Below are 23,379 nucleotides of genomic sequence, written 5' to 3' on the forward strand. Positions count from 1 at the left end.
GGGCTTCCCTTGTTGGTGGTAGGACGTGGCAGGCTCGAACTGCCGACCAACGGATTAAAAGTCCGCTGCTCTACCAACTGAGCTAACGTCCCACACTTTTCACATCAAACGTTTTGTTTGCTGCGAAGCCTCAGATTATAGCGTCGTTTTTGGCCTCTTCGAAAGAGGCCTTCACTTTTTTGACATCGCCGCGCGCGAAGCCGTCGAGCAGCCAGCCCGCGGCGCACAAGCCGAAGGTCGCGGTCACGCTCACCACCGAACCGTAGCCGTGGCAATTGAGCGAGCCATCGACCGACGCATCGCCCCCGACCGCGCACGACGGGTCGGGCGGCGCCACCGATTCCTTGCTGTGCACGCAGGCCACGCGCAGGGCGCCGGCGCGCGGTGCGGCGTGGTGCTTGCGCAGGCGGTAGCGCAGTTGCGCGAGCAAGGGGTCGTGCGTCACATCGGCGAGGTCGGCGATCTGCACCGCCTCGGCGCGGCGCTTGCCGCCGGCCGCGCCCACGCTGATGAAGGGCACACGCTGCTCGCGCGCCCACGCGGCCATGGCGGTCTTGGCACGCACCTGGTCGCAGGCATCGATCACGCCGTCGGGCCGCTGGCCCTGCAGCAGCGCGGGCCAGTTGTCGGCATCGACGAAATCGTCGACCAGCTCGAGTTCGATGTCGGGGTGAAAGCCCAGGATGCGGTCGCGCATGGCCTCTGTCTTGGCCTGGCCCAGCGTGGCCTCGCTCGCGTGCACCTGGCGGTTGATGTTCGATTCGGCCACGTGATCGAGGTCGATCAGCGTGAGGCGGCGTACCCCGCTACGCGCCAGCGCCTCGGCGGCCCAGGAGCCCACGCCGCCGATGCCCACCACCACCGCGTGTGCGCCGAAGATGCGCTGCGCGCCCTCGACGCCGTAGAGCCGGCGCAGGCCGCCGAAGCGGCGCTCGAAGCGCTCGGCCTCGAGCGTGTTCACGCGCTGCGCTCCAGCAGCCAGATCTGGAACTTGAAGCCCAGCACCGCGCCCCCGATGATGCCGGCGACCGCGATGGCGCTGGTGAGGCTCAGCGTGGACAGGCCCGACAGGCCCTGGCCCACGGTGCAACCGAGCGCCGTCACGCCGCCCACGCCCATGAGCACCGCGCCCACCAGGTGCAGCGCGGTGTCCTGCGTGTCGCGAAAGCCTTCCCAGCGGAAGCTGCGGTCGATCAGGGCGCACAGCAGCGAGCCCGCCACCACGCCCAGCACGGTGACCACACCGAAGGTGAGCAGCTTGCTCTTGTCGCTGAAGAAGATCAGCCAGTCGAGCGTGTAGGCCATGGGCGCGGTGAAGGTGAGCGACTCCATGCGACCGGTGTTGCTCGCGAGGTAGACCGGCTCCAGCGTTTCGGGGTGCTCGGGCACGAAGCCCAGGTGGCCGCTGACCCACCACATGCCCACGATGACCAGACCGATGCCCAGGCCGCCGAGCAGGTTGTTGAAGTTGCGGAAGTCGGCGCCGAGCAGCGCCCACACGATCAGCGCGCCGCCCACGAGCAGCGCGGCCGCGAGCCCCGCCACGCCAGGTTCGACACCGAAGCCCGTGGCCAGCCACGCGGGCAGCGCGGCGCCGGCGCCGATCTCGAAGGCCACCTGGTCGACGGTGGCGTTGCGCGCCACGGCAAACACGCCGCGCAGCGTCATGAAGGCGGCCAGGCCCATCACGCAGAACACCACCAGCGACTTGAGACTGCCGCCGCCGATGCGCACCAGCGTCTTGCTGCCGCAGCCCGAGGCCAGCACCATGCCGATGCCGAACAGCGCGCCGCCCACCAGGGCCGAGAGCCAGACGATGCGTTTGCCGGTGTAGAGGGAGGCGCTGGTGTCGATCAGGCCCAGCCAGCCCAGCGCGTAGAAGCCGATGGCCGCGACGCCCACCGCCATGCCCCACATGCGCATGCGGTTCCAGTCGCCCATGTTGACGATGTCGCTGACCGCGCCCATGGTGCAGAAATGGGTGCGCTGGGCGATGAAACCGAAGGCGGCCGCGACCGCAAACGCGGCCCACAGCACGGTGTGACGAAGGGAGTTCAGCGCGGCGAGTTCATCCATAGGGCCGCGATTGTAGGTGCGGCCCCATGGGGTTCACTTCAGGCGGGCCAGCCGTTCCTTGGCCGCGGACGCGGCCTCGCTCTGCGGGTGCGCCTTCACGAGGTCTTCGAGCGTCTTGCGCGCGCCGCGCGGGTCCTTGAGCTCGACCTGGCTGTTCGCCATGGCGAGCATGGCCTCGGGCGTGCGCGGGTGATCGGGGAACTCGCGCACCAGGCGCTGGTGCGTGTCGACCGCGTCCTTGTAGGCGCGCGCCGCGTACTGCGCATTGCCCAGCCAGTAGAGCACCACGGGCGTGTAGCCGCTGCTCGGGTACTTGCGCAGGAAGCCGCTGTAGGCCGCGACCGCCGCGGGAAAGTCGGAGCGGCGCAGCGTGGCCATGGCGGCGTCGTAGTCGGCCTTCTCGGCCGGCTGGGCGTTGAAGCTGCGGCCGTCGAGCTCGACCTTGACCGGCTCGAACTGGCGCAGGCGCTCGTCGACGCCGGCCTGCGCGTCTTTCTGGGCGCGCTGCAGCTCGGACACCTCGCGCGCGAGCTGCTCGTTCTGGCCGCGCAGGCGGGCGATCTCGCCGCGCAACTGCTCGATCTGGTTCGCCAGCTCGAGCATGCTGCGCTGGATGCTCGCGTCGCTCTCGCGCAGGCCGCGCTCGGCGGCGGCGTTGGCGGCCTTGTTCGCATCGACCTGCTGGCGCAGCTCGATGATCGCGCGGCGGGCCTCGTCGTCGCCGAAGATGGCGTGCGCCATCGGCGACCACGCGCTGCCCATCGCGAGCAGCGCGGCGGTGGCCAGGGCGCGGGGATGGCGCAGGCTGGTCATGGGCCGTTCAGCGGTAGGTCAGTTCGACGCGGCGGTTCTTGGCCCAGGCGGCTTCGTCGGCGCCGGTGGCGGCCGGCTTCTCTTCACCGAAGCTCACGGCTTCCATCTGGGCGTCCTGCACGCCCAGCAGCGACAGCGCACGGCGCACGGCCTCGGCGCGCTTCTGGCCCAGGGCCAGGTTGTATTCGCGGCCGCCGCGCTCGTCGGTGTGGCCTTCGAGCTGCACGCGCACGGCGCGGTTGGCGTTGAGGTAGCGCGCGTTGGCCTCGAGCAGCGACGCGGCTTCGGGCTTGACGTCGAAGCTGTCGTAGTCGAAGTAGATCACGCGCTGCAGGGCGGCGGGCTGGTTGCCCACGGTCGAGGGCACCTGCACGCCGGCCACGCCGCGCGGATCGACGCCGCTGCCCGCGCCGCCGGCACCGGCCCCACCGGCACCGGTGGCGGTGCCGCTGCGGTCTTCAACGGGCGGCTGGTCGAGGCGGACACCAGAGCCGCAGGCGGCGAGCGTGAAGGCGGCGATGAGGGTGACGAGCACGCCGTTGAAGCGGCGCATGGACAGGGTCTTGGACATGGTGTGTGGCCTGTGTGTGGTTGGGATGGAAGAAGAGAACGGAAAGCGGGTTCAGCGCAGGTACGGGCCCCACTCGGGCTCGCGGATGTCGCCCTGGGCGCCGGCCAGGCGGGTCTTGATGCGGCCGTCCACCGTGGTCGTCATGAGCGCCTCGGCGCCCTTGTCGCGCGTGGCGTAGATGATCATGCGGCTGTTGGGCGCGAAGCTCGGGCTTTCGTCGCCACCGGTCTCGGTGAGTGCGGTGACGTTGCCCGAGGCGAGGTCCATCACGTGCAGGCGGAACGCGCCGTTGATGCGCGAGATGAACGCGAGCCAGCGGCCGTCGGGGCTGAGCGCGGGCGAGATGTTGTAGTTGCCCGTGAAGGTCACGCGCTGCGCGCTGCCGCCCGCCGCGGGCATGCGGTAGATCTGCGGCGAGCCGCCGCGGTCGCTCACGAAGTAGATCTGCTTGCCGTCGGGGCTGAACACGGGCTCGGTGTCGATGCTGCCGCTTTGCGACAGGCGCCGCGGCTCACCGCCGCCCGCGTCGATGGCGTAGAGCTGGGCGTTGCCCGAGAGCGTGAGCGCGGCCACCACCTGGCGGCCGTCGGGCGACCAGGCCGGCGCGCTGTTGGAGCCGCGAAAGCTCGCCAGCACGCGGCGGCGGCCCGTGGCCACCTCGTGCGTGACGATCTCGGCCTTGCGCTTCTCGAACGACACGTAGGCGAGCTGCGTGCCGTTGGGCGCCCAGCTCGGCGAGATGATGGGCTCGTTGCTCGTGAAGGCGGCCTGGGCGTTCTCGCCATCGGCGTCGGCCACCCACAGGCGATGCGTGTTGCCGGCCTTGGACACGTAGGCGATGCGCGTGGAGAACACGCCCTTCTCGCCCGTGAGCTTCTCGTAGACGTAATCGGCCACCTTGTGCGCGGCCACGCGCAGGTTGGCGGGCGTGGACGGCAGGCTCTGGCCGCCGAGGTCGGCGGTGCGCACCGAGTCCCAGAGGCGAAAGCGCACATCGAAGCGGCCGTCGGCCAGGCGCGTGACGCTGCCCGTGAGCACCGAGTCGGCGCCGCGCTCGCGCCACGGCGCGAGGTCGGGGCGCGAGGTTTCGTCGAAGCTGCCGTTGAGGGGCGGCACGAACACGAACTGGCCCGAGCGTTCGAGGTCGGCGCGCACGATGGCCGCGATGTTCTCGCTCGCGGCGTCGTTGCCGCGGAAATTGACGGCCGAGAACGGAAAGCGCGTGAGGCCCACGCCGGCCACTTCGACGCGGAACTGGGCCCAGGCGCCGGTGGCGGGCACACCCAGCAATGGCAGGCTGGACACCAGGCCAAGGGCACGCCGGCGCGGCATCCCGGTGGTGGGATGGAGTCGGTTCGGTTCGATCATGGTGTTGGGATGCTGAGGCAGTGCGGGGCGTGGCGCCCGGTGCCCCGGTGAAGGACCGGCCGATAATACCGGACCCTTGACCCTGCCCCGTGACAAGATGTGAGGCGCCACGGGCCACTGGACCGCATCGCGCGGCATTGGTTCCCGACCTGTAGCCCCCATCGCCCCCGCCGCCCTGCCCTTGAGTCCCGAAGCCCCGACCTCCGCCCTGCCCACCGGCAGCGTGCTGCAGCGCGTGAAGCGCCTGTGGCCCTATTTCCGCGACGCGCGCACCGGCATCGTGTTCGCGGCGCTGGCCACCGTGGTGGGCGCGCTCACCGAGCCCATGATCCCGGCGCTGCTCAAGGCGCTGCTCGACGACGGCTTCAACAAGGGCCGCGTGCCGCTGTGGATGGTGCCGCTGGCCTTCATGGGCCTGTTCGGCCTGCGCGGCATGGCCTCGTTCGTGGCCCAGTACGCGCTCTCGTACACGGCCAACACCGGCATGCTCAACCTGCGCCGGGCCATGTTCGCCAAGCTCACCGCGGCCCAGCTCTCGCTGTTCTCGCGCCAGAGCGCGAGCAAGCTCTCCAACACCCTCGTGTACGAGGTGCAGACCGGCTCGCAGATGCTGGTGTCTTCGCTGATCACGCTGGCGCGCGACAGCCTCACGCTGGTGGCGCTCATGGGCTACCTGCTCTACCTCAACTGGAAGCTCACGCTGATCGTGATCGCGGTGTTCCCGGGCCTGGCCTGGATCATGCGCGTGCTCTCCAAGCGCCTGTACCGGCTCACGCGAGCGAGCCAGCAGGCCACCGACGAACTGGCCTACGTGGTCGAGGAAAACGCGCTGGCCCACCGCGTGGTGCGCCTGCACGGCGCGCAGCAGCGCCAGGCCGACCGCTTCGACGGCCTGAGCCTGTCGCTAAAACGCCTCGCGCTCAAGAGCACCATCGCGATGGCGGCCATGACGCCCTTCACCCAGCTGCTCGCGTCGGCCGCGCTGTCGGCGGTGGTGGCGGTGGCGCTGTGGCAGAGCAGCACCTCGGGCGTCACGGTGGGCAACTTCGTCGCCTTCGTCACGGCCATGCTGATGCTGATCGCACCGATCCGGCACCTGGCCGAGATCGCCTCGCCCATCACGCGCGGGCTGGCCGCGCTCGAGCGCGGGCTCGAGCTGATCGAGCAGACCGCCGAACAAGGCGGCGGTGCGCACCAGGCCGCGCGCGCGCAGGGCGACATCCGCTTCGAGGGCGTGTGGGTGCGCTACCCGCCCAAGGACGACACCACGCCCGAGGGCGAGACCGGCGTCGCGCTGCGCGGCATCGATCTGCACGTGCGTCCTGGCGAGGTGGTGGCCTTCGTGGGCCCCTCGGGCTCGGGCAAGACCACGCTCGTGAACCTGCTGCCGCGCTTCGTCGAGGTCGAGCGCGGCCGCGTCACGCTCGACGGCGTGCCCCTGCCCGACTGGCAGCTGGCGAGCCTGCGCCGCCAGTTCGCCATGGTGAGTCAGGACGTGGTGATGCTCAACGACACGCTCGCGGCCAACGTGGCGCTGGGCGAGGCCGACGCGCAGATCGACGAGGCGCGCGCCCGGGCCGCGCTCGAATCGGCCAACCTCGGCGATCTGCTGGCCAAGCTGCCGCAGGGCATGCACACCAACGTGGGCCACAACGCCACCGAGCTCTCGGGCGGTCAGCGCCAGCGGCTGGCGATCGCGCGTGCCATCTACAAGGACGCCCCGGTCCTGATCCTCGACGAGGCCACCTCGGCGCTGGACAACGAGTCCGAGCGCCTGGTGCAGGACGCGCTCGCGCGACTCATGAAGGGCCGCACCACGCTGGTCATCGCGCACCGGCTGTCCACCATCGAGCACGCCGACCGCGTCATCGTGCTGGCCGACGGCCGCATCGTCGAACAGGGCACGCACGCGCAGCTGCTGGCCGCCGACGGCCTGTACGCGCGCCTGCACAGCCAGGGTCTGGGCGGCACGAACTGAACACCCGGCCACCCCCGCGCTTTCCCCGTTGAGGCGCGGGCCGCAGCGGGTGTAAAACGGCGCATTGCCTAGCGAGGAGCGCCGCGATGAAGACCCTGACCGACCAGCTGAGCCAGTACGCGGCCTACCACCGCGACCGCCGCAACATCATCACCCACTTCGTGGGCATCCCCATGATCGTGGTGGCCGTGGCGGTGCTGCTCTCGCGGCCGGTGCTGGGCCACTGGGGCGGCGTGGCACTTTCGCCGGCCACCGCGGTGACGCTGGCCACCGTGCTGTACTACCTGCGGCTGGACCTGCGCCTGGGCGCGGTGATGGCCGCGCTCATGGCGCTGTGTCTGTGGTTCGCGCAGGCCGTGGCCGCACAGGGCACGGGCACCTGGCTGGCCATCGGCATCGGCCTGTTCCTCGTGGGCTGGGTGATCCAGTTCATCGGTCACTTCTACGAAGGCCGCAAGCCCGCCTTCGTCGACGACCTCGTGGGCCTGGTCATCGGCCCGCTGTTCGTGGTGGCCGAGGCCGGCTTCCTGCTGGGCCTGCGCCGCGCGCTGCAACACGAGATCGAGGCCCGCGTGGGCCCGGTGCGCGAAGGTCCGCCGGCGCGCCGCACGGCCTGAGCGCCCTCAGGGGCTGCCGAAGCCCGTGATCGGCGGCAGCAGCACTTCGCCGTCAGGGCCCCACTCCACGTGGGTGATGCCCGGCTCCAGCGCCTCGAGCCGGCGGCGCTCGAGTTCCTCGGCCGACGGCGCATCGCAGCGGTCCTGCCAGGCCTGGGCCGCTTCGCGCTGGGCCGCGTTCAGCCCGGCCTGGGCGATCGCCGCCTCGATGTGCGCGGCCAGCTCGTCGTCCTGCCAGGGCTTGCAGAGGTAGCGGAACACGCCGGCCCCGTTGATCGCGGCCTGCGCGGTGGCGAAATCCGACGAACCGGTGAGGATCATGCGCACCGTGTGCGGCCGCAGCACCGCCACCCGCCGCATGAACTCGATGCCGTCCATCACGGGCATGCGCAGGTCCGAAATCACCAGATCGACGTCGTGCGTGCGCAGGCGTTCGAGCGCGGCCGGGGCGTCCGAGCACATGCTCACGACCAGCGCCGAGCCGAAGCGCTGGCGCAGCGCGCGCTGCAGGGCAGACAGCACGGCGGTTTCGTCGTCCACCAGCAGCAGGCGTGTCGGGTTCATGGGGCACCTCTCGGTTTGACGTGGATGAGCAGTTGTCCATCGACCTTCAGATCGAAGGCCTGGATGCGCTCGATCAGCGCCGCGCCCAGCACATGCCCGGCCGACAGCATCAGCGCGCCGGTGGGCGACAGCAGGTCGCGCGCCAGCACCATGCCGGGTTCGAGCTGGCCCGACTTCAGGCACACCTCGGCGCGCGAGCGGCCGAACTCGGGCTCGGTGATGTGCAGGAAGACATCCACCACCTCGGGGTCGAACTGGTGGCCGCGGCCGTGGCGGATCATGGTGCGGGCCTCCTGCGGCGACATCGCGCTCTCCACGAGGTGCCCGTGCTGCAGCTCGTCGAAGGCGTCGACCACCGCCAGGATGCGCGCGCCCATGGGGATGGCGGCGCCGGCGTTGCCATCGGGGAAGCCCTTGCCATCGAAGCGCTCGTGGTGGGCGCGGATCAGCGCGGCCACCGGGGGCATGTCGAGCAGCGGCATCAGCGCGTGCTCGCCGTGCTCGGCGTGGCGCTGGTACTGCGCGAACTCGTCGGCGTTGTAGCGGGCCACCGGCTTTCCCAGCAGCGGGTCGGGCAGGCCGATCAGCCCGATGTCGTGCAGCAGCGCGGCCACAAAGACCTGCTGCACCTCGTCGTCGGGCCGGGTCATGGCCTGGGCCAGCTTGCGCGCCTGCTCGGCCACCCGCCGGCCGTGGCCGGCCAGGCGCCCGCCGCGCATCTCGATCAGGCCCGAGAACACCTTGATGCCCGTCAGGTAGCTGCGCTTGAGCGCCTCGTGGGCCTGCGTGAGTTCGGCGGTGCGTTCCTGCACGCGCCGCTCCAGCCGTTCGTTGGCCTCGCGCAGCGCGTCGTTCTGGCGTGTGGTGAGCGCCTGCAGCCGCTCGCGTTCGCGCTCGAGCGCCTGCAGCTGCAGGCCCTGGCGCACCGCGGTGCGGAACTCGCCTTCGTCCCAGGGTTTGTGCAGGTAGCGGAAGATGCGCCCGCGGTTGATCGCCGCCACCGCGGCGTCGGTGTCGGCGTGGCCGGTGAGCAGCAGGCGCACGCTGGCCGGCCAGCGCGCATGCACGTGTTCGAGCAACGCCGCACCGTCCATGCCGGGCATGCGCATGTCCGACACCACCAGGTCCACCGCCTCGGCTTCGAGCAGTTGCAGCGCCTCCGCGCCACCCGCCGCGGTCAGCACGCGCAGGCCGTCGGCGCGCAGCGTGCGGCGCAGGGCCGACAGGATGTTGGGCTCGTCGTCCACGCACAGCACGGTGGTCACGCGCTCGCCGGCCGCCGCGCCGGCGGGCTCGGGCTGCGGGTGCGGGACATCGACCACGGTGTTCATGGGCTCAGCGCCTCGCACAGGGCTTCGGCCGCTTGCGCGACGTCGCGCAGCACCAGCAGGCAATGGGCGGTGTCCATGCCCAGGCGCGACCACAGCTCGATCGACACATCGGGCACGGCGTGGTCCACGCCGTCGCCCGCGGTGATGCCGTGGGCCAGCGCATCCGCCACGTGCACGAGTTCGGCCAGTCCGGGGCCGGCGGCACACGCCGGCGGCGCGTGGTGGGCGGCGATGGCGCCGCCGATGACCGCCGGCAGGTGCCAGCCATGCGCGAGCACCTCGCCCACCACCGCATGGTCCAGGCCGAGCACCGCGCGTTCGGCCATCCACAGCGGCTGGTCGGCCAGGCGCGCGTGCTGCCGGGCCAAGTGGTGTTCGACCGGGAACGCGGTGGCCAGCGCCAGTTCACCGAGGTCGTGCAGCAGGGCCGCGGTGAAGGCCACGTCGGGGTCCAGGCCCATGCCCGGCGCCAGGCCGCGCGCGAGCAGCGCACTGGTCAGGGCGTGCCGCCAGAAAGGGTGGAAGTCGAAATCGCCGCGGTCCACGCCGGCCGGAAAGCACGCCGACACGGCAGCGGCCGTGAGCAGGGCCGCCACGGTGGACAGGCCGAGCACCGCGATCGCGGCGCGGATCGTCGCCACCCGGCCCGAGACGCCATAGAAGGCCGTGTTGGCCGCCCGCAGCGTGCGCGCCGCCAGGACCTGGTCGTGCTCGATGCACTCGGCGATGGCGGCGGCGCTGGCGCGTTCGTCGCGCAAGGCGACCAGCACCGCCTGCGCCGCGCGCGGCAGGCTGGGCAAGGCCCCGACGGCCTGGCGCAACTGCTCGATCGAGACCGGCACGCGCGGCGCCGCGGGCGCGCCGACCCGCGGCTCGGGCGCGACCAGCGCAGCCATCACGCCATGGTGGCTGCGCAACAGCGGCATCAGGGGATGCGCCCGGCCGCGCGCGAGCGCGTGCCGGAACAGGTGCGCCAGGTGCAGGGCGCGCCGGGCGTCGTCGACCGGGGCCGGGTTATCGGGAGAGATCATTCAGTGCCCCTTTGGCGCGTGCGCCGCTGGCTGCGGTATGAGCAGCAGGAGGTGGCTCGCGGCCCGGCCGCCGTGCCGCAGCGCGCGCCCGCGGGCCAGGTACCAGTCCCGCTCGAGTTCGACCAGCGAGGGGCTCTCGCCCGCCTCGCTGCCGGATGGCGTCCCGCCGAGCAAGGGATGCAGCGCCGCCGGCAGGGCTGCGCGCGCGGGCGCGCCGAGTTCAGCCGCCAGGCCCGGCACCAGGCGCCGCGCCTCGGCGTTGGCGAAGGCCAGGGTGCCGTCCGCGTCCACCACGATCACCGCGGTGGGCAAGGCCTCGAGCGCGTCGCGCGTGCTCGAGGCCACTTCGGCCAGCAGTTCGGACTCGCCGCGCTCGCGCGACAGCAGGCCCTCGAGTCGCTGGTTGAGCGCTTGGTAGTCGGCGTTGGCGGCCTCGACCTGGCGCGCGAGCCGGCGGTTTTCGTCGGCCATGGCCTTTTGCCGGAAGGCCTCGGCGATGTGCTCGCGCAGGCGCTCGTCGTCCCAGGGCTTGGTGAGGAATTTGTAGATCGCGCCCTCGTTGACCGCATCGAGGATGGACTGCAACTCGGTGTAGCCCGAAAGCACCATGCGCACCGTATTCGGGTAGAGCTCCTTGGCGCGGCGCAGGAATTCCACGCCCGTCATGCCCGGCATGCGCTGGTCGGACACGATCACGTCCACCTCGTGTTCGACCAGGCGCTGCAGGGCCTCGGCCGCGCTGGACGCCGTGACGATGGCATAGCCGTCGCGGCGCAGCAGCCGCTTGAGCGAGGCCAGCACGTGCTCTTCATCGTCCACCAGCAGCAGGCTGCGCACGCTGCGCGCGCGCGTCAGGAAGCGCTCGGGCAGCCGGCGGCCTTGCTGCAGCAGCGTCGCGAAGTCCTCGGGCGAAAGCGCCTCGCTGAAGCGCCGGCCCTGGATCAGGTCGCAGCGGTGCGCGGCCAGCAGACTCAGCTGGCCATCGGTCTCGACGCCCTCGGCCAGCACCTTGAGCTGCAGCCCGTGCGCCATGGTGATGATGGCCCGCGTGACCGACACGTCCTCGGGCGCGGCGGTCACGTCGTGCACGAAGGAGTGGTCGATCTTCACCACGTCGAGCGGCAGGCTGCGCAGGCAGCTCAGGCTGGAAAAACCGGTGCCGAAATCGTCGAGCGCCACCTCGATGCCCAGGGCCTTGAGCTCGCGCAGCGTGGCCGCGGCGTGTCCCACGTCGGCCATCACCGTGCCTTCGGTGAGCTCGATGCCCAGCAGCGCCGGCGCCACACCGTGGGCCAGGAGCACCGACTGGATGTGGCCGGCCAGGTGCTGGCGCTGCAGTTGCACCGGCGACAGGTTCATGGCCACGCGCACCGGCGGCACGCCGGCGCCGCGCCAGGCCGTGATCTGGCGGCACAGCGCGTGCAGCACCCAGTCGCCCAGGCGGCCGATCAGCCCGCTGCGCTCGGCCACCGCCACGAGTTCGGCCGACCCCACGTCACCGAGGGTCGGCGAGGTCCAGCGCAACAAGGCCTCGGCGCCGGCCACGCGGCCATCCGACAGATCCACCTGCGGCTGGTAACACAGTTGCAGTTCGTTGTCGTCGATTGCCTGGCGCAGCGCGGCCTCCAGGCGCATTTCGCGCAGCGCGCGCTCGTTGGAGCGCAGCTCGTACTGCACCACCGGCTGGTCTGCGCCGGCCTGCAGCCGCGCGGTCTGCGCCCGCTCCAGCAGGACCGTCGGCTGCTGCGCGTCGCCCGGATAACTGGCGATGCCGATCACGCAGCGCGCGAAGGTCTCGGCGGTGCCGATGTTCACCGGCGCTTCGATCAGCCGGCGCAGGCGCTCGGCGCGCGCCAGCGCCAGGGCCTGCGCCTGGTCCGGGTCCTGCGGCAGCTCGAGCATCAGTGCGAACTCCTGGCTGCCCAGGCGTGCCACGGTTTCACCGGGCCCGAGGTCCTGCTGCAGCCGCGCGGCCAGCGCCATCGCCAGCGTGTCGCCCGCGCCGAAGCCCATGCGGTTGTGCAGCTCCACGATGCGCGGCACGTCGATCGCCAGCAGCGTGACGATGCGAGCGTCCCAGCCCGCGGCGACGATGGTGGCGTCGAGCTTGTCGAGCAGGGCCGCGCGGTTGGGCAGGCCGGTGACCTCGTCCTGCGACGCCAGCGCCTGCATGCGTTGCTCGGCGTCGCGCTGCGCGGTGATGTCCTGCAGCAGCGCCACGCCGCGGCGCTGGCCGGCCCCGTCCTGCTCGATGCGGCCGCGGTGCAGCACCACCAGCCGCTGCCCCTGCGCGGTCAGCACGCGGTGCTGGAAATCGAAGGGTTCGCCGGGCTCCGCGCTGCGCCAGATGCCGGCCACGAAATCGCGCTCGTCGGGCGGCAGCCAGTCGAGGGCCTCGATCGGCTGGGGCGGCTGGTGCGGGGCCAGTCCCACCAGCTGCGCCAGCCCCGACGAGGGGACCACGAGACCGTCGGGCAGGCTGATCTCGAACGAGCCGGAGCGGCAAAGCGCCTCGGTGCGCTCGAGCATCTCGGCATTCCAGCGCGCGCGGCGCAGCGCCGCGCTGAGCTCGGTGATGTCGTACAGGGTCATCATCACCGAGGGCCGGCCGGCGAACCCGACGCGCGTGGCGAAGATGCGCGCCTCGAAGCGGCTGCCGTCGCGCCGCACCATGGACATCTGGCCGGGCCGGCCGGGCTTGCCCGCCAGCCGCCGTGCCACGATCTCGCGCGCCCGCTCCAGGCTCTCGGGCGGCGTGACCCGGTCCCGGTGCAAACCGATCAGCGCCTCCACCGGCCAGCCCATGAGGGTCGCGAACATGGGGTTTGCATAGACCACGTGTTCGTCCTGGATCACGAAGTGCGCTGTCTGCGAGTGCTCGATCATTTCGCGCGCATCGCTGCCCGACAGGGCGGTGGCACTGCTGCAGGCTTCGGCGGGGGTGAACTCGGACATGGGGCCTTCCTCTCTCCCGCCATTTCGGCCGGGCCGCGCACGGCTTGACGCGTACAACGCTGATGAAATCCACACGGATGCACCGCCCCCCTCCAGCCCGCAGACCCCCGACCGATAGGAACGCCAGCACCCGGTGCGCCGCGCCGGGGCCCTGGCAAAGGAGGTTCCGCATGAAGATCACGCAACACCTGTGGACCGAAGGCATCGGCTGGACACCCGCCCTGCCCAACGGCGGCGCGCCCGCCCAACTCGTGCTGCTGTTCGGCAGCGGACCGCAACTGCGCAGCGCGCCGCGGCTGGCCGAGATCGGCCGCGCCTTCGCGCAGGCGACCAGCATCGGCTGCTCCACGGCCGGTGAGGTGGCTGGCACCCGGGTGCACGACGACACCCTGGTGGCCACGGCGGTGCATTTCGAGCACTGCGGCGTGGACAGCGTGGACGTGCCGGTGGCCCCCGACGACGACGGCGCCGAGGCCGCGTGCGAGGTGGCGCGTGCGCTGGTGCGCCCGGGCCTGCGCCACGTGCTCACCTTGTGCGACGGCCTGGCCGTCAATGGCAGCGCCTTCGCACACGCCCTGCGCGCCGCCCTGCCCCCCGATGTGTGCGCCACCGGCGGCCTGGCGGCCGATGGCGATCGTTTCGCCGAAACCCTGGTCTGCCACAACGGCCAGGCGCGCTCCGCGCGGGTCGTGGCCGTGGGCCTTTACGGCGCGGCGCTGCGCGTGGGCTACGGCTCTCTGGGCGGCTGGGACTCGTTCGGGCCGGTGCGCCGCGTCACGCGCTCGCGCGGCAAGGAGCTGTTCGAGCTCGATGGCGAATCGGCGCTCGCGCTCTACAAGACCTACCTGGGCGAACACGCGCGCGGCCTGCCCGGCTCGGCCCTGCTGTTCCCCCTGCTGCTCGACGACCCCGACGGCGGTCCCGGTGTGGTGCGCGCGGTGCTGGGCGTGGACGAGGCCGCGGGCAGCCTGAGCTTTGCCGGCGACATACCCGAGGGCGCGCAGGCCCGGCTCATGCGGGCCAACTTCGACCGCCTGATCGACGGCGCGTCGGGTGCGGCCGGCGCGAGCCTGCAGCACCTGGACGGCCAGCAGGCCGGGCTGGCCCTGCTCGTGAGCTGCGTGGGCCGGCGGCTGGTGCTGCGCCAGCGCGTCGAGGAAGAGGTGGAGGCCGTGCGCGAGGTGTTGCCCCATGCCGTGCTGACCGGCTTCTACTCGTACGGCGAGCTGTGCCCGCAGGGCGAGGTGGGCCGCTGCGAGCTGCACAACCAGACCATGACCATCACCACCCTCGGAGAACAGGCGTGAGTGGCAGTGCGCCCGGCCGCCACAAGCTGCTGCAGCGGCAGCTGCTGCGCAGCTTCGGCGCGGCCGACGCCCAGCCGCCCGGCCTGGACACGCTGCTGGCCGCGGTGAACCAGGCCTACGAGGACGCCGACGCCGAACGGGCCATGATCGAGCGCTCGCTCGAGCTGGTCTCGCGCGAGCTCAACGACCGCAACGACCGGCTGCGCGCCGAACTCGCCGAGCGCCAGCGCCGCAGCGACGAGCAGCAGGCGCTGATCCAGCGGCTCGAGCAGACCCAGAGCCAACTGGTGCAGGCCGAGAAGATGGCCTCGATCGGACAGCTCGCCGCGGGCGTGGCCCACGAGATCAACAACCCCATCGGCTACGTGAGCTCCAACCTCGGCACCCTGCAGGACTACGTGCAGGCGCTGCTGGAGATCGTCAGCGCCTTCGAGGCGCGGCTGCCGGTGCTACCGGCCGCCGACGCGGCGGCGCTGCGCCAGCTGATGGCGCAGCACGACCATGCCTACCTCTGCGAAGACGTGGTCGCCCTGCTGCGCGAGTCGGGCGCCGGCGTGCAGCGCGTGCGCCAGATCGTGCAGGACCTCAAGGATTTCTCGCACGCGGGCGAGCAGGCCTGGCTGTGGGCCGACCTGCACAAGGGCCTGGACAGCACGCTCAACATCGTCCACAACGAAACCAAGTACGTGGCCGACGTGGAGCGCCGCTATGGCGAGCTGCCGCAGGTGCACTGCCTGGCCTCGCAGCTCAACCAGGTGTTCATGAACCTGCTGGTGAACGCCGCGCACGCCACCGCGGGCCGCGCCAGCCGCGGCCACATCGTCATCACCACCGGCTGCCTGCCGGACGACGAGGTCTTCGTCGAGGTGGCCGACGACGGCTGCGGCATATCGCCCGAGCACCTGGGCCGCATCTTCGACCCCTTCTTCACCACCAAGGCGATCGGCAAGGGCACGGGCCTGGGCCTGTCGGTGTCGTACGGCATCGTGCACCGCCACGGCGGCCGCATCGAAGTCGACAGCTGCCCCGGCGGGGGCACGCGCTTTCGGGTCTGCCTGCCGGTGAAGCAGGGCGAGCCCTCCGTGGCGGAGTGAGGGCGGCGGCGCGGCCCGCCTCAGAGCAGCACGATGTCGTACTGCTCCTGCGTCATCGAGCTCTCGCTCTGCAGCGAAATCGGCTTGCCGATGAACTCGGACAGGCCCGCGAGGTGGGCGCGTTCCTCGTCGAGGAACAGCTCGACCACCTTGGGCGCGGCCACCACGCGGAACTCGCGCGGGCTGAAGGCGCGCGCCTCGCGCAGGATCTCGCGCAGGATGTCGTAGCACACGCTGCGCGCGGTCTTGACCGCGCCGCGCCCGTGGCAGGCCTCGCAGGGCTCGCTGAGCATGTGGGCCAGCGATTCGCGCGTGCGCTTGCGCGTCATCTCCACCAGGCCGAGCTGCGAGAAGCTGCCGATCATGGTCTTCACCCGGTCGCGCCCGAGCTGCTTGCGGAACTCGGCGAGCACCGCGTCGCGGTGGTCTTCGCGCGTCATGTCGATGAAGTCCACGATCACGATGCCGCCCAGGTTGCGCAGCCGCAGCTGGCGCGCAATGGCCTGCGCGGCCTCGAGGTTGGTGCGGAACACGGTGTCGTCGAAGTTGCGCGCGCCCACGAAGCCGCCGGTGTTGACGTCGACCGTGGTCAGCGCCTCGGTCTGGTCGATCACCAGGTAACCGCCCGACTTGAGGTCGACGCGGCGGCCCAGCGCGCGCACGATCTCCTCGTCCACGTTGAAGAGATCGAAGATCGGCCGCTCGCCGCTGTAGTGCTGCAGCTTGCGCACCGTGTCGGGCATGAACTCATCGGCAAAGCCCTTGAGCAGGCCAAACTGCTCGCGCGAGTCGATGCGGATCGACTGCGTCTCGGCGCTCGTGAGGTCGCGCAGCACGCGCTGCATGAGGTTGAGGTCTTCGTGCAGCAGCGTGGCCGCGGGCTGGCTCAGCGCGGCCTGCTTGATGCGCAGCCAGGTCTTGCGCAGGTAGGCCACGTCGTCGGCGAGCTCGGTGTCGCTCGCGTCCTCGGCGTTGGTGCGCAGGATGAAGCCGCCCGCGGGACTGCCGTCGCTGGTGGCGGTGAGCTGCTGCAGCCGCGCACGCAAGGCTTCGCGCTGCGCGGTGGGGATCTTCTGCGACACGCCGATGTGGCTGTCCTGCGGCAGGAACACCAGCAGCCGGCCCGCGATGCTGATCTGCGCCGTCAGCCGCGCGCCCTTGGTGCCGATCGGGTCCTTGAGCACCTGCACCATCAGCGCCTGGCCCTCGAAGATCTGCTTCTCGATCGGCAGCACCGGGTTGGGCGCGAGCACCTGCGGCGCGCCCTCGGCCGCGGGCGTGCGCGGCGCGGCGTGCTTGGCCTGGATGTTGGGCATCAGGTCGGCCACGTGCAGGAAGGCCGCGCGGTCCAGGCCGATGTCGAGGAAGGCCGACTGCATGCCCGGCAGCACGCGCGAGACCTTGCCCAGGTAGATGTTGCCGACCAGGCCGCGCTCGAGCGTGCGCTCGATGTGCACCTCCTGCACCGCGCCCTGCTCCACCACGGCCACGCGCGTTTCCTGCGGCGACCAGTTGATCAGGATGTCCTGGTTCATGGGAGCGTTCCGTTCAGAGGATGGGCAGGCCCGCGGCGCGCAGGAGCTGCGCGGTTTCAAACGCGGGCAGGCCGATGATGCCCGTGTGGCTGCCCTGGATGCGGCTGACCCACAGGCCCGCATGGCCCTGGATCGCATAGGCCCCGGCCTTGCCCATGGGCTCGCCGCCTGCGACGTAGCGGCGGATCTGCGTGGCCGTGAGGGGCTGGAAGTGCACCGTGGACACCGACAGCGCCGACCAGCGCCGCCGGCCCTTGCCCACGGCGACGGCGGTGAGCACGCGGTGCGCGCGGCCCGAGAGATCGGCCAGCATGCGCCGCGCTTCGGCCGCGTCGGCCGGCTTGCCCAGGATGCGCCGGCCCAGCGCCACCGTGGTGTCGGCGCAGAGCACGGGCGCGGCGGGCAGGCCGCGGCGCTTGAGGCGCGCCATGGCGGCCTCGAGCTTGAGCCCGGTGACGCGCTGCACATAGGCCGCGGGCGCTTCGTTGGGCTTGGCGGCTTCGAGCGCCTCGGCGTCTTCGTCGGCTCCGGGCAGCAGCAACTCGTGGGCCATGCCCCATTGCGTGAGCAGTTCGCGCCGGCGCGGGCTCTGCGAGGCGAGGTAGATCGACGGGGTGTCGCCGCCGGGCCGCCCCAAGGCGACACGCGCCCCCTCGGGGGGCAGCGACCCGCGCAGCGGCGGAGCGTGGGGGCCAGTTTTCATTCTCGGTGGTAGGGGTGGTTCGCGTTGATCGACCAGGCGCGGTAGAGCTGCTCGATCAGCAGCACGCGCACCATGGCGTGCGGCAGCGTGAGGTCGGACAGGCGCACGCGCTGGTGCGCGGCGGCGCGCAGTTCGGGGTCCAGGCCGTCGGGCCCGCCGATCAGCAGGGCCACGTCGTCGCCACCGAGCTGCCACTGCTTGAGCTGCTGCGCGAGCGCCTGGGTGGTGAGCGGCGTGCCGCGCTCGTCGAGCGCGACCACGCGCGCGCCGCGCGGGACCGCGGCCTCGATGCGCTGGCGTTCCGCGGCCCAGAGCGTCTCGACCGTCTTGGAGCCGCGCGGCTCGGTCTTGACGGCCTTGAGCTCGACCCGCAGCTCGGGGGGAAAGCGCTTGGCGTAATCGTCGTAGGCGGTCTGGGCCCAGTCGGGCACCTTCTGCCCGACCGCGACGATCACGAGTTTCATGCCTTTTTCTTGGCGGCGGGCTTGCTGGCCGCCGTCTTGCGCGCGGCCGGCGCAGCCTTCTTCTTCGCGGCCGGCGCGTTCACCACCACCTTGGGCAGCGCGGCGCGTTTGGCCGGGGCCTTCTTGGCGGCGGTCTTGGCAGCGGGCTTCGCGCCGGGCTTGGCCACCGCCTTCTTCGCCGGCGCAGCCTTGGCCGCGGCCTTCTTCGCCGGCGCCGCCGGGGCAGCGGCCTTCTTCGCGGGCGCCTTCTTCGCGGGCGCCTTCTGCGAGGGCGCCTTCTTCGCGGCGGCCTTCTTCGCCGGGGCGGCTTCGCCCTCGGCCTTGGGCCTGGCGCTCGCGGCCTTGGCCGCGGCCTTCAGGCGCACGGGCTTGGCGCCCCAGATCTCTTCGAGCCGGTAGTACTGGCGGATCACGGGCTGCATCACGTGCGCCACGGCCTGGCCGCAGTCCACGATGATCCATTCGCCGTTGTCCTCGCCCTCGACGCGCGGCTTGTCGAAGCCGGCTTCGCGCACGGCGTCGCGCACGCTGGCGGCCAGGGCCTTGGTCTGGCGGTTCGAGGTGCCGCTGGCGATGATCACGCGCTCGAAGAGCGGCGAGAGCTCTTCGGTGTTGAACACCACGATGTCCTGGCCCTTGACGTCCTCCAGGCCATCGACGATGGCCTTCTGCAGTTTCTGGATGTCTTTCTTGGCGGAGGCTTCGCTCATGTAGGGGTCTGGTAGAGGTGGTGCTGCGAAATATAGCTTGCGACCGCTCCCGGGACCAGCACGTCCAGGGGGGGGCCGTCCGCGGCGCCGCCCGCCAGGCGGGCCCGCACCGCGGTGGCGCTCAGGTGTTGCAGCGGCATGTTCAGCCGCACAAAGGGAATGTCGACCGAGGACAGGTCGGTCTCGGGCGCCTCGCCGAGCAGGGCCTGGGGGCCGATGCTCGTGGGCCGGTTGGCCACGGCCAGCGTGGCGTGCGAGAGCACGTCCTGCCAGCGCACCCAGGTCTTGAAGGCCAGCAGCTGGTCGGCGCCCAGGATCAGGAAGAGCTCCGCGCCCGGGTACTCGGTGCTCAGCTCGGACAGCGTGTCGGCGGTGTAGCTCGGGCCTTCGCGCTCCGTCTCGCGCGGGTCGATGCGCACGCGCGGCAGGTCGCCGAAGGCGCGCTCGCACATGGCGATGCGGTGGTGCGCGGGCAGCAGCGTGCGCGACTTGTGCCAGGCATGGCCCGTGGGCAGCACGTGCAGGCGGTCGAGCTGCAGCTGTTCGAGCGCGGCCTCGGCCAGCGCGCGGTGGGCGCCGTGCGGCGGGTCGAATGCCCCGCCGAACATGCCGACGCGGCGCAGCGGCTCGCGCGCGGCGGCCATCAGACCCAGTCCTTGCGCACCAGGAATTCGCGGTACAGCCGGTCTTCCGGCGTGCCCATCTTGGTCTTGCGGTTGTAGGCCCAGCTCACCAGCGGCGGCATGGACAGCAGGATGGACTCGCTGCGCCCGCCCGACTGCAGGCCGAAGTGCGTGCCGCGGTCCCACACCAGGTTGAACTCGACGTAGCGGCCGCGGCGGTAGAGCTGGAAGCTGCGCTCGCGCTCGCCGTAGGGCGTGTTCTTGCGGCGGTCGACGATGGGCAGGTAGGCGTCGAGGAAGGCATCGCCCACCGAGCTCAGCATGGCAAAGCTGCCGTCGAAGCCGAGTTCGGCGAAGTCGTCGAAGAACACGCCGCCGATGCCGCGCTGCTCGTCGCGGTGCTTGAGGTAGAAGTACTCGTCGCACCAGCGCTTGAAGCGCGGGTACTTGTCCACGCCAAAGGGGTCGAGCGCGGCCTTGCAGGTGCGGTGGAAGTGCACCGCGTCTTCGTCGAAGCCGTAGTAGGGCGTGAGGTCCATGCCGCCGCCGAACCAGCACACGGGCGCACCGCCCGCGGGGGTGGCCGCGATCATGCGCACGTTCATGTGCACCGTGGGCACGTAGGGGTTGCGCGGATGGAACACCAGCGACACGCCCATGGCCTCGAAGGGCGCGCCCGCGAGCTCGGGGCGGTGCTGCGTGGCCGAGGGCGGCAGCTGCGGGCCCGTGACGTGCGAGAAACCGCAGCCCGCGCGCTCGAACACCGCGCCGTCTTCGAGGATCTGCGTGATGCCCGAGCCCTGCAGCTTCTCGCCGGGCGGCTTGCTCCAGCGGTCGACCACAAAGGCGCCGCCATCGACCATGGCCACCGTGGAGGTGATGCGTTCCTGCAGGTCGGTCAGGTATTCGCGGACGTTGGCAATCGGGTTGTCGTTCATGGCTTGGCGGACGTGGACAGGGGCTGCACCGGGCTGGCCTGCGCGGGCTTGAAGCCCTGCGCACCCGCGAAGCCCTGGGCGATGAGCGCGTAGTCGCGCGCCGCGTCGCCCGACAGGCGCAGGAATTCGGTCACCCTCACCTGCTTGCGACTGTAATCCAGTGCCACCAGCCCGAGGGGCACCTGCGCGCCCAGGGCGACCTGGTAGAAGCCGCTGCGCCAGCCCGCGGTGTGGCGGCGCGTGCCTTCGGGCGAGAGCGCAAGCCACAGCAGTTCGTCGCGCGCGGCGGCCTCGCGCATGGCCTGCACCATGGCGCCCACGGCCCCGCGGGGCGAGCGGCGCTCGATCGGCATGCCGCCGAGCCAGCGCAGCCAGCGGCCGAACAGCGGCACCTCGAACAGCGTGTCCTTGCCCCAGAAGCGCACCGGGATGCCGATGGCCCATTTGGCGAGGATGCCGACCACGAAGTCCCAGTTGCTGGTGTGCGGGTAGACGATGGCCACGCCCTGGCGCGCGGGAAAGCCGGCTTCGATCACCTGCCAGCCACCCAGGCGCAGCACGGCCCGCGCCAGGCGCGAGCCGCGAAAGCGCACCGGGTGCGGCGGCGGCAGGAGAACGGGATCGCTCAAGCGGGAATGCCCGGGCCGGGGGTCTGGCTCACAGCGCGCGGAAACCGATGTCGCGGCGGCACTGCATGCCGTCGAAGCGCACCGTGTCCACCAGGGCGTAGGCGCGCTCGCGCGCCTGCGCCACCGAGTCGGCGAGCGCGGTCACGCACAGCACGCGGCCGCCCGACACGCGCACGGTATCGCCGTCGAGCGCGGTGCCGGCATGGAACACCACGCGGTCGGCCTCGTCGGCCGGCAGGCCGGTGATGGCGTCGCCCTTGCGGGGGTCCATGGGGTAGCCGGCGGCTGCCATGACGACGCCGAGCGCGATGCGCGGGTCCCAATCGAGTTGCACGCGATCGAGTTCGCCGCGCGTGGCGGCCAGCAGCACCTGGGCGAAGTTGCTGCGCAGCCGCATCATGATGGGCTGGGTCTCGGGGTCGCCCATGCGGCAGTTGAATTCCAGCGTCTTGACCGCGCCGTCGGGCGTGATCATGAGACCCGCGTACAGGAAGCCGGTGTAGGGAATGCCGTCGGCCTTCATGCCGCGCAACGTGGGCAGGATCACCTCGTCCATGGCGCGCTGGTGCACCGCGGGCGTGACCACGGGCGCGGGCGAGTACGCGCCCATGCCGCCGGTGTTGGGGCCCTGGTCGGCGTCTTTCAGGCGCTTGTGGTCCTGGCTGGTGGCCAGGGCCAGCGCGTGCTCGCCGTCGCACAGCACGATGAAGCTGGCCTCTTCGCCCTGCAGGAATTCCTCGATCACCACGCGCGCGCCGCCCTCGTTGTGCGCCACGCCCAGCTTGTTGTCGAGCAGCATGAAGTCGATCGCTTCGTGCGCCTCGGCCAGGCTCATGGCCACCACGACGCCCTTGCCCGCGGCCAGGCCGTCGGCCTTGACCACGATGGGCGCGCCCTTGGCGTCCACATAGGCGTGGGCCTTCACCGGGTCGGTGAAGGTCTGGTACTCGGCCGTGGGAATGCCGTGGCGCTGCATGAAGGCCTTGCTGAAGGCCTTGGAGCTTTCGAGCTGCGCGGCCTTCTGCGTGGGGCCGAAGATGGCCAGGCCATGGGCCCGGAACTCGTCGACCACGCCCGCGGCCAGCGGCGCCTCGGGGCCCACCACGGTGAGTTCGATACCGTTGGCCTGCACCCACTCGCGCAGCGCCACCTTGTCGGTGATGGCCAGGTTCGTGAGCTGCGCATCGCGCGCGGTGCCCGCATTGCCGGGGGCCACGAAGACCTGCTCCACCCCCTCGGACTGTTTGAGGCGCCAGGCCAGCGCATGCTCGCGGCCGCCGCCGCCGATCACCAGGACTTTCATTCCGAAATTTCTGCGTTGTGGAAGACGTTCTGCACGTCGTCCAGGTCTTCAAGGACGTCGAGCAGTTTCTGCATGCGCGCGGCATCGTCGCCGGCCAGGGCAATGGTGTTCTCGGCGCGCATGGTCACTTCGGCGATCTCGGGCTTGAGCCCCTTGGCCTCGAGCGCGTTCTTCACGGCCTCGAAATCGCCGGGTGAGGTCAGCACCTCGATCGCGCCGTCGCCGTCGGTGATCACGTCTTCGGCACCGGCCTCGAGCGCCACTTCCATCACCGCGTCTTCCGAGGTGCCGGGCGCGAACACGAGCTGGCCGCAGTGCTTGAACTGGAAGGCCACCGACCCGTCGGTGCCCAGGTTGCCGCCGTGCTTGCTGAAGGCGTGGCGCACCTCGGCCACGGTGCGCACGCGGTTGTCGGTCATGGTGTCCACGATGATGGCCGCACCGCCGATGCCGTAGCCCTCGTAGCGGATCTCTTCGTAGTTCACGCCGTCGAGCGCGCCGGTGGCCTTGTCGACGTTGCGCTTGATGTTGTCGGCCGGCATGTTGGCGGCCTTGGCCTTCTCGATCGCCAGGCGCAGGCGCGGGTTCATGGCCACGTCGCCGCCGCCGCTGCGCGCGGCGACGATGATTTCACGCGTCAGCCGCGTCCAGATGCGGCCGCGCTTTTCGTCCTGACGGCCTTTGCGGTGCTGGATGTTCGCCCATTTGCTGTGTCCGGCCATGGGAAGTCCTCGAAATGCCTGCTGGCTTTGGTGTAATGAGCCCGCGA

22 protein-coding genes and 1 tRNA gene are annotated in these 23,379 nt (G+C 71.2%); 4 read left to right on the forward strand and 19 right to left on the reverse strand.

Annotated features, from left to right (window positions below; translation table 11 throughout):
* Window positions 1-16: 16 nt before the first annotated feature.
* The 6 genes from WDZ95_RS10490 to tolB all read right to left on the reverse strand — a co-directional run bounded on the left by WDZ95_RS10490 (window position 17) and on the right by tolB (window position 4,792).
* Window positions 17-92: transfer RNA gene (locus tag WDZ95_RS10490), tRNA-Lys, on the reverse strand.
* 38 nt (window positions 93-130) lie between these two features.
* Window positions 131-961 carry a tRNA threonylcarbamoyladenosine dehydratase gene (locus WDZ95_RS10495; RefSeq protein WP_425778192.1) on the reverse strand — a complete coding sequence of 277 codons (831 nt, stop codon included), beginning with the start codon at window positions 959-961 and terminating at the stop codon, window positions 131-133.
* Window positions 958-2,076: a YeeE/YedE family protein gene (locus WDZ95_RS10500; protein WP_425778194.1), complete on the reverse strand. Its 1,119-nt coding sequence runs from the start codon at window positions 2,074-2,076 to the stop codon at window positions 958-960. The genes WDZ95_RS10495 and WDZ95_RS10500 overlap by 4 nt, the downstream gene beginning before the upstream one ends.
* 33 nt (window positions 2,077-2,109) lie before the next feature.
* Window positions 2,110-2,889 carry a tol-pal system protein YbgF gene (ybgF, locus tag WDZ95_RS10505; protein WP_166226268.1) on the reverse strand — a complete coding sequence of 260 codons (780 nt, stop codon included), beginning with the start codon at window positions 2,887-2,889 and terminating at the stop codon, window positions 2,110-2,112.
* A gap of 7 nt (window positions 2,890-2,896) precedes the next feature.
* Window positions 2,897-3,460 carry a peptidoglycan-associated lipoprotein Pal gene (gene pal / locus WDZ95_RS10510; protein WP_166226265.1) on the reverse strand — a complete coding sequence of 188 codons (564 nt, stop codon included), beginning with the start codon at window positions 3,458-3,460 and terminating at the stop codon, window positions 2,897-2,899.
* A gap of 51 nt (window positions 3,461-3,511) precedes the next feature.
* On the reverse strand, window positions 3,512-4,792 hold the full coding sequence (tolB, locus tag WDZ95_RS10515; RefSeq protein WP_425778962.1) for a Tol-Pal system beta propeller repeat protein TolB: 1,281 nt from the start codon (window positions 4,790-4,792) through the stop codon (window positions 3,512-3,514).
* 217 nt (window positions 4,793-5,009) lie between these two features.
* On the opposite strand from tolB, the gene msbA reads away from it, so the two are divergent.
* Together msbA and WDZ95_RS10525 are read left to right on the forward strand one after the other, a co-directional pair.
* On the forward strand, window positions 5,010-6,806 hold the full coding sequence (gene msbA / locus WDZ95_RS10520; RefSeq protein ID WP_425778197.1) for a lipid A export permease/ATP-binding protein MsbA: 1,797 nt from the start codon (window positions 5,010-5,012) through the stop codon (window positions 6,804-6,806).
* A gap of 86 nt (window positions 6,807-6,892) precedes the next feature.
* Window positions 6,893-7,423, forward strand: coding sequence for a DUF962 domain-containing protein (locus tag WDZ95_RS10525; RefSeq protein ID WP_425778199.1), 531 nt, complete (start codon window positions 6,893-6,895; stop codon window positions 7,421-7,423).
* A 6-nt stretch (window positions 7,424-7,429) separates the two neighbouring features.
* On the opposite strand, the gene WDZ95_RS10530 is transcribed toward WDZ95_RS10525, so the two are convergent.
* The 4 genes from WDZ95_RS10530 to WDZ95_RS10545 are packed head-to-tail and all read right to left on the reverse strand — an operon-like array spanning window position 7,430 to window position 13,304.
* The gene (locus WDZ95_RS10530; protein WP_425778201.1) at window positions 7,430-7,987 is read right to left on the reverse strand and encodes a response regulator; all 558 of its coding nucleotides are present in this window, start codon (window positions 7,985-7,987) and stop codon (window positions 7,430-7,432) included.
* Complete coding sequence (locus WDZ95_RS10535) at window positions 7,984-9,318, reverse strand: HD domain-containing phosphohydrolase (protein ID WP_425778203.1); 1,335 nt, start codon at window positions 9,316-9,318, stop codon at window positions 7,984-7,986. Before WDZ95_RS10535 ends, WDZ95_RS10530 begins: the two co-directional genes overlap by 4 nt.
* Window positions 9,315-10,349: an HDOD domain-containing protein gene (locus WDZ95_RS10540; protein WP_425778205.1), complete on the reverse strand. Its 1,035-nt coding sequence runs from the start codon at window positions 10,347-10,349 to the stop codon at window positions 9,315-9,317. Before WDZ95_RS10540 ends, WDZ95_RS10535 begins: the two co-directional genes overlap by 4 nt.
* Window positions 10,350-13,304 carry an EAL domain-containing protein gene (locus WDZ95_RS10545; protein WP_425778207.1) on the reverse strand — a complete coding sequence of 985 codons (2,955 nt, stop codon included), beginning with the start codon at window positions 13,302-13,304 and terminating at the stop codon, window positions 10,350-10,352.
* A 170-nt stretch (window positions 13,305-13,474) separates the two neighbouring features.
* On the opposite strand from WDZ95_RS10545, the gene WDZ95_RS10550 reads away from it, so the two are divergent.
* Together WDZ95_RS10550 and WDZ95_RS10555 are read left to right on the forward strand one after the other, a co-directional pair.
* Window positions 13,475-14,611, forward strand: a complete 1,137-nt coding sequence (locus WDZ95_RS10550; RefSeq protein ID WP_425778209.1) for an FIST signal transduction protein — start codon at window positions 13,475-13,477, stop codon at window positions 14,609-14,611.
* Complete coding sequence (locus tag WDZ95_RS10555; RefSeq protein ID WP_425778211.1) at window positions 14,608-15,705, forward strand: ATP-binding protein; 1,098 nt, start codon at window positions 14,608-14,610, stop codon at window positions 15,703-15,705. Before WDZ95_RS10550 ends, WDZ95_RS10555 begins: the two co-directional genes overlap by 4 nt.
* A gap of 20 nt (window positions 15,706-15,725) precedes the next feature.
* On the opposite strand, the gene rng is transcribed toward WDZ95_RS10555, so the two are convergent.
* From rng to WDZ95_RS10600, 9 genes are read right to left on the reverse strand one after another with little or no spacing between them, the layout of a single operon-like run.
* Window positions 15,726-17,240, reverse strand: coding sequence for a ribonuclease G (gene rng / locus WDZ95_RS10560; protein WP_425778213.1), 1,515 nt, complete (start codon window positions 17,238-17,240; stop codon window positions 15,726-15,728).
* A 13-nt stretch (window positions 17,241-17,253) separates the two neighbouring features.
* The gene (locus tag WDZ95_RS10565) at window positions 17,254-17,943 is read right to left on the reverse strand and encodes a Maf family protein (protein WP_425778215.1); all 690 of its coding nucleotides are present in this window, start codon (window positions 17,941-17,943) and stop codon (window positions 17,254-17,256) included.
* Complete coding sequence (gene rlmH / locus WDZ95_RS10570; protein WP_425778217.1) at window positions 17,940-18,407, reverse strand: 23S rRNA (pseudouridine(1915)-N(3))-methyltransferase RlmH; 468 nt, start codon at window positions 18,405-18,407, stop codon at window positions 17,940-17,942. Before rlmH ends, WDZ95_RS10565 begins: the two co-directional genes overlap by 4 nt.
* Complete coding sequence (rsfS, locus tag WDZ95_RS10575) at window positions 18,404-19,117, reverse strand: ribosome silencing factor (protein WP_425778219.1); 714 nt, start codon at window positions 19,115-19,117, stop codon at window positions 18,404-18,406. Before rsfS ends, rlmH begins: the two co-directional genes overlap by 4 nt.
* Window positions 19,114-19,761 carry a nicotinate (nicotinamide) nucleotide adenylyltransferase gene (gene nadD, locus WDZ95_RS10580; RefSeq protein WP_287468677.1) on the reverse strand — a complete coding sequence of 216 codons (648 nt, stop codon included), beginning with the start codon at window positions 19,759-19,761 and terminating at the stop codon, window positions 19,114-19,116. Before nadD ends, rsfS begins: the two co-directional genes overlap by 4 nt.
* Entirely contained in the window at window positions 19,761-20,678 is a 918-nt protein-coding gene (gene hemF / locus WDZ95_RS10585) for an oxygen-dependent coproporphyrinogen oxidase (protein WP_425778221.1), read from the reverse strand. The genes nadD and hemF overlap by 1 nt, the downstream gene beginning before the upstream one ends.
* On the reverse strand, window positions 20,675-21,307 hold the full coding sequence (locus tag WDZ95_RS10590) for a 1-acyl-sn-glycerol-3-phosphate acyltransferase (RefSeq protein ID WP_425778223.1): 633 nt from the start codon (window positions 21,305-21,307) through the stop codon (window positions 20,675-20,677). The genes hemF and WDZ95_RS10590 overlap by 4 nt, the downstream gene beginning before the upstream one ends.
* Window positions 21,308-21,335: 28 nt before the next feature.
* Complete coding sequence (gene purD / locus WDZ95_RS10595) at window positions 21,336-22,610, reverse strand: phosphoribosylamine--glycine ligase (protein WP_425778225.1); 1,275 nt, start codon at window positions 22,608-22,610, stop codon at window positions 21,336-21,338.
* Window positions 22,607-23,332, reverse strand: a complete 726-nt coding sequence (locus WDZ95_RS10600; protein WP_425778227.1) for a YebC/PmpR family DNA-binding transcriptional regulator — start codon at window positions 23,330-23,332, stop codon at window positions 22,607-22,609. Before WDZ95_RS10600 ends, purD begins: the two co-directional genes overlap by 4 nt.
* Window positions 23,333-23,379 lie beyond the last annotated feature (47 nt).

It is taken from the genome of Hydrogenophaga sp. T2 (assembly GCF_049843535.1).
GTDB classification, from domain to species: domain Bacteria; phylum Pseudomonadota; class Gammaproteobacteria; order Burkholderiales; family Burkholderiaceae_C; genus Hydrogenophaga; species Hydrogenophaga crocea.

Excerpts from the sequence above, each read along its gene's own strand:
- rlmH (WP_425778217.1), bottom strand. The coding sequence starts at position 18,407 with ATGAAACTCGTGATCGTCGCGGTCGGGCAGAAGGTGCCCGACTGGGCC.
- tolB (WP_425778962.1), bottom strand. The coding sequence starts at position 4,792 with ATGCCGCGCCGGCGTGCCCTTGGCCTGGTGTCCAGCCTGCCATTGCTG.
- hemF (WP_425778221.1), bottom strand. The coding sequence starts at position 20,678 with ATGAACGACAACCCGATTGCCAACGTCCGCGAATACCTGACCGACCTG.
- WDZ95_RS10500 (WP_425778194.1), bottom strand. The coding sequence starts at position 2,076 with ATGGATGAACTCGCCGCGCTGAACTCCCTTCGTCACACCGTGCTGTGG.
- rng (WP_425778213.1), bottom strand. The coding sequence starts at position 17,240 with ATGAACCAGGACATCCTGATCAACTGGTCGCCGCAGGAAACGCGCGTG.
- WDZ95_RS10600 (WP_425778227.1), bottom strand. The coding sequence starts at position 23,332 with ATGGCCGGACACAGCAAATGGGCGAACATCCAGCACCGCAAAGGCCGT.
- WDZ95_RS10545 (WP_425778207.1), bottom strand. The coding sequence starts at position 13,304 with ATGTCCGAGTTCACCCCCGCCGAAGCCTGCAGCAGTGCCACCGCCCTG.
- pal (WP_166226265.1), bottom strand. The coding sequence starts at position 3,460 with ATGTCCAAGACCCTGTCCATGCGCCGCTTCAACGGCGTGCTCGTCACC.
- nadD (WP_287468677.1), bottom strand. The coding sequence starts at position 19,761 with ATGGCCGCCGCGCGCGAGCCGCTGCGCCGCGTCGGCATGTTCGGCGGG.
- ybgF (WP_166226268.1), bottom strand. The coding sequence starts at position 2,889 with ATGACCAGCCTGCGCCATCCCCGCGCCCTGGCCACCGCCGCGCTGCTC.
- WDZ95_RS10535 (WP_425778203.1), bottom strand. The coding sequence starts at position 9,318 with ATGAACACCGTGGTCGATGTCCCGCACCCGCAGCCCGAGCCCGCCGGC.
- WDZ95_RS10530 (WP_425778201.1), bottom strand. The coding sequence starts at position 7,987 with ATGAACCCGACACGCCTGCTGCTGGTGGACGACGAAACCGCCGTGCTG.
- WDZ95_RS10540 (WP_425778205.1), bottom strand. The coding sequence starts at position 10,349 with ATGATCTCTCCCGATAACCCGGCCCCGGTCGACGACGCCCGGCGCGCC.
- WDZ95_RS10565 (WP_425778215.1), bottom strand. The coding sequence starts at position 17,943 with ATGAAAACTGGCCCCCACGCTCCGCCGCTGCGCGGGTCGCTGCCCCCC.
- purD (WP_425778225.1), bottom strand. The coding sequence starts at position 22,610 with ATGAAAGTCCTGGTGATCGGCGGCGGCGGCCGCGAGCATGCGCTGGCC.
- rsfS (WP_425778219.1), bottom strand. The coding sequence starts at position 19,117 with ATGAGCGAAGCCTCCGCCAAGAAAGACATCCAGAAACTGCAGAAGGCC.
- WDZ95_RS10550 (WP_425778209.1), top strand. The coding sequence starts at position 13,475 with ATGAAGATCACGCAACACCTGTGGACCGAAGGCATCGGCTGGACACCC.
- WDZ95_RS10525 (WP_425778199.1), top strand. The coding sequence starts at position 6,893 with ATGAAGACCCTGACCGACCAGCTGAGCCAGTACGCGGCCTACCACCGC.